At 58.9% G+C, this 13,040-nt stretch carries 12 protein-coding genes and 1 pseudogene; 10 read left to right on the plus strand and 3 right to left on the minus strand.

Going from position 1 to position 13,040, the window contains the following annotated elements:
• The first annotated feature begins 156 nt into the window (after positions 1-156).
• The 8 genes from ACA064_RS01210 to ACA064_RS01245 all read left to right on the plus strand — a co-directional run bounded on the left by ACA064_RS01210 (position 157) and on the right by ACA064_RS01245 (position 7,979).
• A complete protein-coding gene (locus ACA064_RS01210; RefSeq protein ID WP_497671760.1) occupies positions 157-1,443 on the plus strand; it encodes an OprD family porin in 1,287 nt (428 codons plus the stop codon).
• A 296-nt stretch (positions 1,444-1,739) separates the two neighbouring features.
• Positions 1,740-2,747: a 2-keto-3-deoxygluconate permease gene (locus ACA064_RS01215; protein ID WP_497671761.1), complete on the plus strand. Its 1,008-nt coding sequence runs from the start codon at positions 1,740-1,742 to the stop codon at positions 2,745-2,747.
• Entirely contained in the window at positions 2,744-4,048 is a 1,305-nt protein-coding gene (locus ACA064_RS01220; protein ID WP_497671762.1) for a four-carbon acid sugar kinase family protein, read from the plus strand. The genes ACA064_RS01215 and ACA064_RS01220 overlap by 4 nt, the downstream gene beginning before the upstream one ends.
• Positions 4,049-4,053: 5 nt before the next feature.
• Positions 4,054-5,055, plus strand: a complete 1,002-nt coding sequence (gene pdxA / locus ACA064_RS01225; RefSeq protein WP_497671763.1) for a 4-hydroxythreonine-4-phosphate dehydrogenase PdxA — start codon at positions 4,054-4,056, stop codon at positions 5,053-5,055.
• Positions 5,056-5,110: 55 nt separating this feature from the next.
• Positions 5,111-5,893 (plus strand): DeoR/GlpR family DNA-binding transcription regulator, encoded by a 783-nt coding sequence (locus ACA064_RS01230; RefSeq protein WP_497671764.1) that lies wholly within the window; start codon positions 5,111-5,113, stop codon positions 5,891-5,893.
• Between the two features lie 464 nt (positions 5,894-6,357).
• Positions 6,358-6,573 (plus strand): tautomerase family protein, encoded by a 216-nt coding sequence (locus tag ACA064_RS01235; protein WP_497671765.1) that lies wholly within the window; start codon positions 6,358-6,360, stop codon positions 6,571-6,573.
• Positions 6,570-7,226: a DsbA family oxidoreductase gene (locus ACA064_RS01240; protein ID WP_497671766.1), complete on the plus strand. Its 657-nt coding sequence runs from the start codon at positions 6,570-6,572 to the stop codon at positions 7,224-7,226. The genes ACA064_RS01235 and ACA064_RS01240 overlap by 4 nt, the downstream gene beginning before the upstream one ends.
• 42 nt (positions 7,227-7,268) lie before the next feature.
• Positions 7,269-7,979, plus strand: a complete 711-nt coding sequence (locus ACA064_RS01245; RefSeq protein ID WP_497671767.1) for an SDR family NAD(P)-dependent oxidoreductase — start codon at positions 7,269-7,271, stop codon at positions 7,977-7,979.
• Between the two features lie 118 nt (positions 7,980-8,097).
• Here ACA064_RS01245 and ACA064_RS01250 read toward each other — a convergent pair whose 3' ends face one another.
• From ACA064_RS01250 to ACA064_RS01260, 3 genes are all read right to left on the minus strand, one after another.
• The gene (locus ACA064_RS01250) at positions 8,098-10,548 is read right to left on the minus strand and encodes a TonB-dependent siderophore receptor (protein ID WP_497671768.1); all 2,451 of its coding nucleotides are present in this window, start codon (positions 10,546-10,548) and stop codon (positions 8,098-8,100) included.
• Positions 10,549-10,630: 82 nt separating this feature from the next.
• Positions 10,631-11,560: a FecR family protein gene (locus ACA064_RS01255; RefSeq protein ID WP_497671769.1), complete on the minus strand. Its 930-nt coding sequence runs from the start codon at positions 11,558-11,560 to the stop codon at positions 10,631-10,633.
• 5 nt (positions 11,561-11,565) lie between these two features.
• Entirely contained in the window at positions 11,566-12,072 is a 507-nt protein-coding gene (locus ACA064_RS01260) for an RNA polymerase sigma factor (protein WP_489358734.1), read from the minus strand.
• Between the two features lie 167 nt (positions 12,073-12,239).
• Here ACA064_RS01260 and ACA064_RS01265 point away from each other — a divergent pair.
• Positions 12,240-12,555, plus strand: a pseudogene (locus ACA064_RS01265) (hypothetical protein).
• A complete protein-coding gene (locus ACA064_RS01270) occupies positions 12,555-12,845 on the plus strand; it encodes a helix-turn-helix domain-containing protein (protein WP_497671770.1) in 291 nt (96 codons plus the stop codon). Before ACA064_RS01265 ends, ACA064_RS01270 begins: the two are co-directional and overlap by 1 nt.
• Positions 12,846-13,040 lie beyond the last annotated feature (195 nt).

Genomic DNA, 13,040 nt, shown 5'->3' on the forward strand with positions numbered 1-13,040 from the left:
ACGCCTGTGGCCATCAGCCATGACTTGTAAATAATAAAAGGCCCGCCGCGATCAGTCGTGGGCGGGCCTTTTTGTTTTCGGCTGAAAAAAGAGCGTTCAAGCGCCACTTCAGCCTGCAGTTGCAGGGCGTATCAACCGGTAATAAGGAATAACAAAATGTTGAACAAGCGGATTAGTCTGATCGCACTGGGGATTTTGAGCGCCACTCAAGCAATGGCCAATGACCAAGCCGAGTCCAAAGGTTTTGTTGAAGACAGCAGCCTGAAAGTGCTGCTGCGCAACGCTTACATGAACCGTGACTTCAAAGACGGTAATCCGGACAAGGCCGAATGGGGCCAAGCGGCCATCGGCACCTTCTCCTCGGGCTTCACCCAAGGCACCGTCGGTGTCGGCGTCGATGCATTCGGTCTGTACGCGCTACGCCTGGATGGCGGCAAGGGTCGCAGCGGTGCCGGAGGGATCGATTTTTTCAAGCAAGGTGACAGCGGCAGCGCTGCCCATGATCTGTCCAAGGCCGGCGCGGCGGTCAAGTTCCGTGTTTCCAACACCGTGCTGACCTACGGCGATCAGATGCCTGCCTTGCCGATCCTGAACTACGACAACTCGCGTCTGCTGCCGGAAAGCTACACCGGTACCCTGATCACTTCCAAGGAGATCAAAGGCCTGGAGCTGAACGCCGGTCGCTTCACCGCTGAATCGCGCAAGAGCGCTGAAGGCCGTGACAGCGGTGGCCTGAAAAGCATCAACGTACTCGGCGGTAGCTACCAGTTCACCGACAACTTCAAGGCCGGGCTGTACGCTTCCGACGTCGAAGACGTGCTGAAGAAACAATACGTGAACGCCAACTACGTGTTCCCGCTGTCCAGCGATCAGTCGCTCACTCTGGACTTGAACGGCTATCGCAGCAAGCTGGACGACTCCTACGTTCGTTCCACCGGTGCGACCGGTGATGACAACAATATCTGGAGCCTGGCAGCCACGTTCGCCACTGGCCCGCATTCGTTCACCCTCGCTCACCAGCGCAGCACCGGCGACAGCAACCTTGGCTACCCCTACGGCGGCTACCAGAAAGAACAAAATCGTGTGGGCGACGGTGGCAACACCATCTACCTGGCCAACTCCTACTGGTCCGACTTCAACGCCGAAGACGAACGTTCCTGGCAGCTGGGCTACGGCCTCGACTTCGACGCCTTCGGCGTTCCAGGCCTGAGCTACAACTTCGCCTATGTGCGTGGTGACAACATCACCACCTCCACCAGCACCGGCGGTACCGAGCGGGAAATCTTCAACCAGTTCAAGTACGTGGTGCAGAGCGGCCCGGCCAAAGACCTGAGTGTGAAACTGCGCAGCTCGATCCTGCGCGTGTCGCAGAAATCCAGCGAATACAACGTCAGCGGCAACGAAGTGCGGGTGTTCGTCGATTACCCGATCAACATTTTCTGACGATCGGTTGCGTCATCCAGGCTTGATTTCAGGCTTAACAAAACAAGCCCCGACTGGTTCGGGGCTTTTTATTGGGCTCGGCAAAGGCTCTAGCTTGCTACGAAGAGAGGCATGAGCAGCCCTGTCACACCAGGTTCTCCAGCGTAAATGATCGAAACGATCATTCGTGATGATTGATTTGCGCAAATTAGACCGGTGATCTAAGATTAATTTGACTGATCCAATCATTAAGTGATCGATTCAGTCAATTTCGAGGTGATAGACGTCTTACCAAACAATTATAAAAGGAGACCCTCGTGGCCCAATTTCCTATCAAGCGCACCATTGAACGCATTCCTGGCGGGATGATGATCGTGCCGCTGCTTATTGGTTCGCTGGTTGCAACATTCCTTCCCGATACGCCGAAGTTTTTTGGCTCATTCACCAATGCGTTGTTCACCGGGGCGTTACCGATCCTCGCGGTGTTCTATGTCTGCATGGGCGCGAGCATCAATATCAAGGCCACGCCCTACCTGCTCAAGAAAGGCGGCACGCTGCTCGCGACGAAAGTCGGCATCGCCGTCCTCATCGGTATTGTCCTCGGGCACTTCCTGGGCGAGCAGCCGATTTCGTCTGGACTCTTCGCGGGTATATCGACACTGGCGGTTGTTGCCGCGATGAACGATACCAACGGCGGCTTGTACATGGCGCTGATGGGGCAGTACGGCCGCTCCGAAGACGTCGGCGCTTACTCGGTCATGTCGCTGGAGTCCGGGCCTTTTCTGACCATGGTCACCTTGGGTATCGCCGGCCTGTCGGCGTTCCCGTGGCCGACGCTGGTGGGTAGCATCCTGCCACTTGCTCTGGGCATGCTGTTGGGCAATCTCGACCGTGATATGCGTGACTTTCTCGCCAAAGCCGTTCCGGTCATGATCCCGTTCTTCGCCCTTGCACTCGGCGCCAGCCTGGACTTGCATAACGTCTGGCAAGCCGGCTTGCTGGGTCTCGGAATGGGTGTTGCGGTCGTCGTGCTGACCGGTATCCCGTTGTTCTTCGCAGATCGTTTGACCGGCGGAACAGGAGTCGCCGGCGTCGCCGCGGCCACCACCGCCGGGAACGCCGCAGCCGTCCCTGCGCTGATCGCGGCGGCCAATCCGGTGTACGCAGAAGCGGCCAAGAGCGCAACCATACTGGTGGCCGCCTGCGTCGTGGTGACCGCGATCCTTGCGCCGCTGCTCACCGCTGCAGTCGCCAAGCGAGTGCAACAACGCAACCCCGTCGTCATACCGGAGCCCGAGCCTCAAAAGCAGGAGGCCTTGCGATGAGCATACTGATCATCGCAGACGATCTGTCGGGCGCGGCCGATTGCGCCATCGGCTTTGCGAGCGCGGGGCTGCAAACGGTAGTGACGCTCGATCCGTTGAATGACAAGGCTGACGCCGAGGTGATTGCCGCCGATACAGATACGCGGCGCCTTTCACCGACTGAGGCCGCTGAACGCACCGTCGCCGCATTCAAAGCGCTGCACAAACCCGGACGACGGTTGTACAAGAAAATCGATTCGACCTTGCGCGGCAACTGGGCTGCCGAAGTCGCCGCCCTGCAACCGTTGGCTGGGCTGGCCATCGTCGCCCCGGCGTTTCCCGCGACCGGGCGAACCTTGCGCGGCGGTAGGGTGTTCGTGAACGGCATGCCGCTGGAAACAACTGATACCTGGAAGCTGGAAAATTTCGACCGGCCTGCCGATGTCGAAGCGATGCTCGTCGAAGCTGGCCTGACCACCACGAAGCTGGATATTGATACCTTGCGCGGCAACGAAGATGCACTCGCAGGCCATATAACAGAGGTCGCTCAGAGCGGCATCCAGGCGCTGATCGTCGATGCGCAAACTGAAGATGACCTGCTGACCCTCGCGCGGATTACCGCGGCCATGGACCAGGCATTGTTCTGGATCGGCTCGGGTGGCCTTGCACGGGAAATAGCCAAACTGCCTGGTTTTTTCCAGGCGCCGCCCCAGGGCCGTGCTGCCACCGAATCCAATTACGTCGAAAAAATTCAGGCGCCTGTCCTGGTGCTTGTCGGCAGTCTCTCGGGCGTCTGCGAGCGGCAGTGCGCACTGCTCAAGGAGCGCGGCGGGATCAGCGAAATGATCGTGCCGCCGGCGGTCCTTCGCCAAGGCCCAAGTCATGCCGACTGGACAAACTGGCAAGCGCGCATCGGTGAGCAACTGGACGGCTGGAGCGACTTACTGCTGCGCATTGGCCGCGATGAAGCGTTCGACCCCCTTGAGGGCGCGCATCTCTCGACCATGCTGGCCGCTCTGGTGGAACCGCACTTCGCCAAGGTCGGCGGGTTGATTGCAACGGGTGGCGAGACGGCGCGGGCAATACTGACCACGGTCGGAATCGATAGCCTGCAACTGCTGACGGAAATAGAAGCCGGTGTCGCCTTCAGTCGACCGATCGCCTCCCGGCATGGCCATCGTCCCGGGATCATTACCAAGGCCGGCGCATTCGGCAGCGACCACGCGTTGTATGCGGCGTGGCAATACCTGAGCGATAGCGCAGAACCGAACCCCATTCATCGTTCGCTGCCCAATCGCGCACGAACCCAAGGACTCGAATAAACCTTATGAGTAACTATCTCCCCATCATTGGCATCACCATGGGTGACGCCACGGGCGTCGGCCCGGAAATCATCGTCAAGAGCCTGACTCATGACATCGTCTACCAACAATGCCGGCCGCTGGTCATTGGCGATGCCCGTCGACTCGAGCAAGCCAATGTCATCGTCGGCGGCAGCGCAAAAATTCGCCGCATCGAAGATGCATCCCAGGCGCTGTACCAGGCCGGCACCATCGACTGCATTGACCTCGACCTGATTCCCGAGGACTTGCCGTTCGGCGAGCTTTCGCCCATCGCCGGTGACGCCGCCTACCAATATATCGCCCGTGCCGTAGAGCTGGCGCAGGCCAAGCAGATTGATGCGATCTGTACCGCGCCGTTGAACAAGGAGGCGTTGCACGCCGGTGGCCACAAGTATCCCGGCCATACCGAAATGCTCGCCCATCTGACCAACGTCGACGAAGTCTCGATGATGCTGGTCGCACCGCAACTGCGGGTGATCCATGTCACGACCCACATCGGCATCATCGACGCGATCCGCAAGATTGAGCCGGGCCTGGTCCAGCGCACCATCGAGCGTGGCAACGCGACGCTGATCAAGGCCGGCATCGCCAGGCCGCGTATCGGCGTATGTGGGATCAATCCCCATGCCGGCGAAAACGGCTTGTTCGGCTATGGCGAAGAAGAAGAGAAAATCATTCCTGCGGTGAAGCTGTTGCAGGAGCGCGGCCTGGACGTGACCGGGCCGCTGCCGGCCGACACGCTGTTCTTCCGCGCCGGACGCGGGGACTTCGATCTGGTCGTAGCGATGTATCACGACCAGGGCCACGGCCCGGTAAAAGTGCTCGGGCTGGAAGCCGGTGTGAACGTGACGGTCGGCCTGGACGTGATCCGCACCTCGGTCGACCATGGCACCGCCTTTGATATTGCGGGCAAGGGCATTGCCGACGAACGCAGCTTGCTCGAAGCGCTGCGCCAGGGTGCGGAGCTTGCTACGCGACGGGGATGAGGCGCAGGGACGCTGTCGTGTAAGATCGACCACCGTCCTAATTGCGAGACCAGCCATGAAAGCGTCCGAACGCCACCGCGCCATCCTCGATCTCGTACGTATTGGCGATGCCAACGTCGAGCAATTGAGTGCGGCGCTCGGGGTCTCGGAAGCGACGGTGCGGCGCGACCTGGCCATGCTCGCCAAGCAGCGGCACCTGGTGCGAACCTACGGTGGCGCGACGGCGGTGGTCGGCGCCCATGAGCCAGAAGCCTCGCTGGAAGAACGCAAGACCAGCCAGTGGGAGCAGAAGGACGCGATCGCCCAGGCGGCCGCGGCTCACGTGCAGGACGGCGATACCGTACTGCTCGACGGCGGCACCACCTGCGCCGCGCTGGCCCATCATCTGTGCTCGCGACAAGACGTGCATGTGGTGACCAACAACCTGCTGGCCGTGATGACCCTCGCTAACGCGCCGGGCGTGCGCCTGACCCTGATTGGCGGCGATCTGCGCGGCTCGAGCATGAGCACCCTGGGACCGTTGGCGGAGCTGACGTTGAGTCGGCTGAGCGTCGACAAAGCCTTCCTCGGCGCGGACGGCGTGGTCGCGGAATTCGGCTTATGCGAAGCGAGCGCACAGCAGGCGTACCTCAAGGAATGCATCATCAAACGGGCAGCGCAGATCGTCGTACTTGCCGACACCGACAAACTGGGCCGCGCCCGCCAACAACACTGGACGCCGATCGAACGCGAGTGGCGCCTGATCACCTGCGCCACGGCCAATGAAGCGGATCTCGCACCGTTTCGCGCCCTCAAGCAAATCACTGTGGAGACAGTGACGGTCGATACAAATCCATAAAAAAGGCGCCTTGCAAGGGCGCCTTTAATGATTCATGAGGAGTAGTCGCAGCGATTCTTTAGCACTGGTCATCACCGACCTTGGGTTCAGGATCCGATGAGCGGACTCATCGTCACTACTTCAGAGAGAGCCAGTTTCTCTGCTGCCAAAATTCTGGGGGAGCGTTACTGGAGCCCATATCCAGAAATGCGCAATTGCAGTCCTCAGTAATTATTTTCGACCCGGATCGGGAGAGTGTCAATCGCACAAAAATTTTCCAGTTTCCGGGAGCAGGGCCTACGAAAGCGTGGCCCAAAAAATTTGCCTGGAAAAATAACGTCTCTCACCTTCGATACCCCCATACTCATTACACCACGTCACAAATGATGTTCTTTTGCCTATCTTTATCCCTCCAGAACAACCTCCTACATTGACCTCCACTCACCTCCCCATCATCCCGAAGGGAAGGTCACTGGAGAGTTGTCATGCCTTTCGTCAGCGTACGCATCACCCGCGATGGCGTTACCTCGGAGCAGAAAGCTCAGGTGATCGCTGAAATCACTGAAACCCTGGAACGCGTCCTCAACAAACGCCCGGACCTGACCCACATCGTGATCGAAGAAGTCGACACCGATAACTGGGGCTATGCCGGGATGACCACCACCCAGTACCGAAAACAACTGGCGGAGGGGCAGTCATGAGGCCGTCTGTCACCATCGATTTCGTCTCCGATGTGGTATGCCCGTGGTGCGCCTTGGGCGCGACGGCGCTGGAGCAAGCCATCGAGAATCTGGCGGATGAAGTCTCGGTCGAGCTGACCTACAAGCCTTTCGAGTTGAACCCGGATATGCCTGCCGAAGGCGAGAACGCGGTCCAGCACTTGATGCGCAAATACGGCCGCAGCGCCGAGGAAGTCGCCGCCGGCAAAGCGCTGCAGATCGCTCGCGGTCAGGCCATCGGGTTCCGGTTCGATCTGGAAAAACGCAGCCACTTCTACAACACCTTTGATGCTCACCGTCTGTTGTTCTGGGCATCGCAGGAAGGGCGGCAGATCGCGCTCAAGCGAGCCTTGCTGCGCGCTTATTTCGCCGACGGCCAGAACCCGAGCGATCACGAGACGCTGGTGCGTCTGGCCGGCGAAGTGGGGCTGGACAGGGGGCGCGCGAATGAAGTGCTGGCGTCCGGAGCCTTCGCCAACGAGGTGCGCGTGCTTGAAGCGTTTTACCGCGAGCGCGGCATCAATTCGGTACCGGCCATGATCCTCAACGGTCGTCACCTGGTGTCCGGTTCGCAATCGGTCGAGTACTACGAACAGATGCTGAGGCAAATGGCGCAGACACCCGCCGAAGCTTGATTGATCGCTTTCTCAAACCATCATTTTCAGTAGAGGTTCATCATGAGCAATTCGAAAAAAGTCATTGTTATTACTGGCGCATCCCAAGGTCTCGGCGCAGGTATGGTCAAGGCTTTCCGTGATCTTGATTACCGGGTGGTTGCCACCTCGCGTTCGATCAAACCGTCCACCGATCCAGACATTCTCACCGTGGCGGGTGACATCGGTGACCCGGCGATCGCCCAGCGAGTTATCCATGAAGCGATTGCACGTTTTGGCCGTGTCGACACCCTCGTCAACAACGCCGGGATCTTCGTCGCCAAGCCGTTCACCGCCTATACCCACGAAGACTATGCTGCTGTGCTGTCGGTGAACCTGAATGGTTTCTTCTACATCACCCAACTCGCAATCACCGAGATGGAAAAACAGGGCAGTGGCCACGTCGTCAACATCACCACCAGCCTGGTGGACCACGCGATCGAAGGTGTGCCGTCGGTGCTGGCGTCGTTGACCAAAGGTGGCCTCAACGCCGCGACCAAATCCCTGGCCATCGAGTATGCCAAGCGCGGCATCCGTGTGAACGCGGTTTCTCCCGGCATCATCAAAACCCCGATGCACGGCGAAGAAACCCATGAAGCGCTGGGGAGTTTGCACCCGGTTGGGCACATGGGCGAGATCAGCGATATCGCTCAGGCCGTCGTGTATCTGGACTCCGCCAATTTCGTCACCGGTGAAATCCTGCACGTCGATGGTGGTCAGAGCGCCGGTCACTAATAACTGCGCGCAGCATCGTCAATAAACCAAACCGATTTTGGCCGGTCTGGCTAAATGCCCTTATCTCACGAAAGGGGCATTTTTGCTTTCAGCTCGCTGGCATTACAACTTCAGCGAATCAGAAATCCCACTTGGTGGTGAGCATCAGGTTGCGAGGCTCGCCGTAGAAGGTGGTGTCGAAGTTGCCCAGGCCAGTCAGGTACTGCTTGTCGAACACGTTGTTGGCGTTGGCGGTGAAGCTCAGGTGCTCGTTGTACTGATAACGGGTCATCAGGTCCACGAGGGTGTAGCCGCCTTGTTTGATCTGGGTGTAGTCGCCGACGGTAGGGCTGTAGATCTTGCCGTAGAAGGCGCTCTGCCAGCTGACGCCGCCACCGACGGTGACTTTGTCCAGGGCACCGGGCAGGCGGTAAGTGGTGAACATGCGCACCACATGTTCCGGCTTGCTGGTGGACAGCGGGTAACCGAAGATCCGTTGTTCGTCGGCGTCGCGGGTGCGGGCGTAGGTGTAGCCGGCGGAGAGGTTCCAGCCTTCTTGCAGTTCGCCGGCCAGTTCCAGTTCCACGCCTTTGGTGGTGGCGCCGTCGATGGCTTTGTAGATGCCTTCGTTGGTGATCGGGTTGGTGCCGATCGATTCGGCGACGTTGTCCTGCTCGATGCGGAAGAAGGCCAGGCTGGCGTTCAGCTTGCCATCCAGGTAGGCCGCTTTCAGGCCGGTCTCGTAGCTGTTGCCTTCAACCGGAGCCAGCGTCGTGCCGGTGGAGTCCTTGTAGATCTGGGGCTGGTAGATCGAGGTGTAGCTGGCATAGACCGAATAGACATCGTTCAGGTCATAAACCACACCGGCGTAGGGTGTGACGACGCCATGTTCCTTGTAGCTGGCGTGGGTGTCGTCCAGGCCTGCGGTTGCGTCGTAGGTGTAGTCTTCGTTGTACTTGAAAGTGCTCAGACGGCTGCCGAGGATGAACGACAGGTCGTCGGTCGGACGCAAGCGTGTCGCCAAATAAATACCGTTCTGGCTCTGGGTGCGTTCGTACTTGCCGTTTTTCGGGAAGTCCTGTTCCGGCAGGTCGCCGTTCCAGTCGTAAATACTGCCTGGCACCATGCTGAACGCGCTGGTGTCGAATGTCGCGCCAGTCTGGCGGGAGTGGGACGCCATGACCCCGGCTACCAGTTCATGTTCGCGACCGCCCAGGGTAAACGGACCGGAGACGTTCACGTCGGCGGTGTCCTGGACGCGATGGCCTTCCCAGCGACCCCAAAACAGGAACATGCCTTCGCCGGTGGCCCGGTCCGGGTTGCCGCCGCTGGCCGAGGCCAGGCGGGTGTCGTGATCGGTGATTTTCTCGTCGAGGCTGACCTTGAGTTTCCAGTCGTTGGCCAGCGCCTGTTCCAGCGAGGCGAAATAGGTGATGTCGTCGAAATCGCGACGGCTCCAGTCAGCACCCGGGTTGAAACTACGAGAGAAGTCGGTACGGCCGCCGTCAGAGAAGTAGGTCGGGTTACCGGTCCAGGAGGTGCCGCGCGGCGTCACGCTTGACTTGTCGATACCGAAGGTCAGCAGGGTATCGGGCGTCAGGTCGGCTTCGAGGATGCCGTAAAACAGGTCTTTCTTCTGGCTGTAATGATCCAGGTACGAATTGCGGTCCTGGTAGGCGCCAACGAAGCGACCACGCACGGAGCCAGAATCGTTCAACGCACCGGAGATGTCGCCTTCGGTGCGATAGTTGTCCCAGGAACCGGCGGTGCCTTTGATCGACGCCTTGAATTCCTTGGTCGGCTTCTTGCGCACCAGGTTGACGGTAGCGGACGGGTCACCCGAGCCGGTCATCAGGCCGGTCGCGCCTTTGATCACTTCGATACGGTCCAGGGTGGCCGCATCGACGTTGGTCGCCGCTTCACCGTAAACACCGTCATAGATGCGGTTGACGCCATCGTACTGGTAGTTGGTGATGGCGAAGCCGCGGGCGGAAAACTCCATGCGGTCGCTGTCGTACGCCTGCTGGGAGATGCCAGGGGTATTGCGCAACACATCGCCGACGTCCTGGGCGCCGAGATCATCCATTTGCTGGCGGGTCATCACGGTCACCGATTGCGGCGTTTCGCGAATCGACAAAGGCAGTTTGGTCGCCGTTTGCGTGGTGCCGGTGGTATACGAGCCCGTACCTTCGGTGGTTTCGCCCAGCTGTTGGCCATTGATGTTGGTGGCGCCCAACTCCAGCGTCCCGGTTGGCTCTGGCAGTTTTTCCAGCATCACGCTACCGCTGCCGGTGGCGCGCCAGGTCAAGCCGCTGCCCTGGAGCATTTGTGCGAGGGCCGCTTCCGGTTCCTGGCGACCGCTGACACCGTGGCTCGATTTGCCCACCACCATGTTACCGTCATAGATCACTTGCAAACCGCTCTGCGCCGCCAGGCGATTGAGCGCGCTGCTCAACGGCTGGGCACCGATATCGAACTGCAGAGGTTCAGCCAACGCCAGCCCGGGAATCAAGGCCAACAGGAACGAGATTCGGCCCAGGGCCAAAGCCAGAGGTTTACGCTGAAAACCTTGGGATAACGGACGGTGCATCGGTGTTCCTCTCTAATAAATGCGAAGCATTATCGTTTTAGAGAAGAAAGACGTACGAGCCGCGCAGACCCGTAAAAATAAATCAGCCCCGGGGTTTGAGAACGATCAAGTAGTCGGTGTAGCGCTCGATTCTCAACGGGAACACCTGCTCCAGCGCGGCCAACCCTCCATCGAGGCGGTCGAGCCGGAAGCTGCCGCTGACCTTGAGATCACGCAGTCGGTCGTCGCTGATCAAGATGAATCCCGGACGATAACGCTCGATCTCTTTGAGTACCTGCGCCAAGGGTGTCAGCTCGAACACCAGTCGCCCGTGTTGCCAGGCCAGTGCCTTATCGGTATCGACCTGATGTTTCGTACCCATGCCATTGGCCTGCCGGGTGACCGCTTCCCCCGCTTGCAGCACCACATTGGCTGACGCATCGGTGACTGCCACTCGTCCTCGGGCAACCGTGACATCCGCTTGCGCACCTTCGCGGCGCACCGCGTAAACCGTCCCCAGCGCCGTGGCCCGCAGGTCCCCTGCTTGCACACTGAACGGACGCCCAGGGTCATGGGCCACGTCGAACAGCGCTTCGCCTTTGCGCAGCACGACCTGCCGACCGTTCGGGGTCAGCTGCACATCCACCGCGGAGTCCGAGTCGAGGATGATCCGTGAACCATCCGCCAACTGGACCTGCTTTTGCTCACCCTGAGCGGTGCGATAATCCGCATCCCAAGCGTTCTGCCGCACCAGCAACAGGCTCAATCCCAACACCAATACCGCCGCACTCGCCATCGCCCAGTGCCGGGCGAACGAGCGCTTGGCGACCGGAACGGACAAGTGCCCGCTCAATTGCCACAATCGGCGGGCCTCGATGAAGGCGTTTTGATGGGCCGGATCCTGCTCACACCAGGCGCGGGCCGCGGCAATATCGGCGGGCAGCACAGCGCCCGAGGTCAGGCGAATCACCCAGGCATGGGCAACGCGATGAACATCGGGTTCAAGGGCATGGGTGAGCGGGCGATCGTGCATAACGGTTAACGTTGCAGACATTGGCGAAGAAAGTCGAGAGCGATGGCCAATTGTTTTTCAACGGTACTGACCGAAATACCCAATTGCTCGGCGGTCTGCTTGTGGGGCATGCCCTGCAGACGACACAGCAAAAATATCTGCTGACACTGCGCCGGTAGCCGTTGCAGCGCGTCGGCCAGAGACGCCAGCTCTCGGTGAGCAGCGACCACTTCGAACAGTTCAGGGCTTTCGCCTGTGACCTCATAGAGATAGGCCATGCCCTGATCATGCTGATCCCGAGTGCCACGGCTGCGGGCGTGATCGATGGCCAGGTTACGAGCAATCCGGAAGATAAACCCACGCAAGTTGAGCACCGGCTTGCGCGGCGGTTGGCGCAACAAGCGCAGGTAGGTTTCCTGGGCCAGGTCGGCGGCGGTCTCGGTATTTCTCAACTGCCGATACAAAAACGAGCGCAACTCTCCCGCATGGGCCTTGAAGGCCAATTCCAGCTCTTCGGTGGTCATGCTCGACATTCGGCACAGTCATGGGACGGGAAAGGATGGAGACTTTAAAGATAACGGTTCGCATTTACAATGAGTGGGTGGCATTTATTTCTGTGCCCGATGCTTGGCAATCAGTTGCGCTTCTTTGGTTAGGCTTCTAGAATCCGCCTACGCCATTGACGCATAGCAGGGATTGCATGATTTTCATCGAGACGCCAATTTTCACTGCTGACCTATCAAGTCATCTGGGCGATCACGAGTACGGAGAATTGCAGCAGTACCTCGCGGAGCACCCAGACTCGGGAGCGTTGATCGAAGGGACAGGCGGGTTGAGAAAAATCCGCTGGGCAGCGCAGGGCAAGGGAAAAAAGTGGTGGCGTACGAGTTATCTACTACCACGTGATCTCTGCTTATCAGATACGTTTGCTGCTGATCTACCGGAAAGGTATTCAAGACACCCTCTCGGATAAAGAAAAAGCAGTTCTTTGTGCCATCAATAAAGGATGGAAATAATGGAAAAAAATCTCTTCGATCGTCTAGTAGAAAGCATGACGCAAATGGATGAGATCGATCGTGGTGAGCGTCAGCCATCGCGTGAATTCCATATCGATGCTGTTCAAGTAAAGAAAATCCGCCTGGCCACCGGCCTTTCTCAGGCGGCATTTGCCAAAAGAATTGATGTCGCGGTAGGGACGTTACGCAACTGGGAACAAGGGCGCCGCGATCCAGAGGGCCCTGCCCGTGCCCTGTTACGAGCGATTCACAATGACCCGGAACATGTGCTGGCCGCGCTCAGTTATTAAGTGCTTGGTCATTTGCAAACTGTGGCTTAGCAATTGGCTAAAGATTGGATAAAAATGTCCGTATCGCAAGATACGGGCATTTTTTGTGCGCTGCTGCTATGAAAGGACCTAACGGCGGAGTGTTGGAGTTTCCTCAGTGATTCGTACTGAGGATCACGACGCCAAAGAGCCCGCCATCGCTAGCTCAATTTTGTT

The sequence above is a fragment of the Pseudomonas sp. LBUM1658 genome (assembly GCF_059716055.1).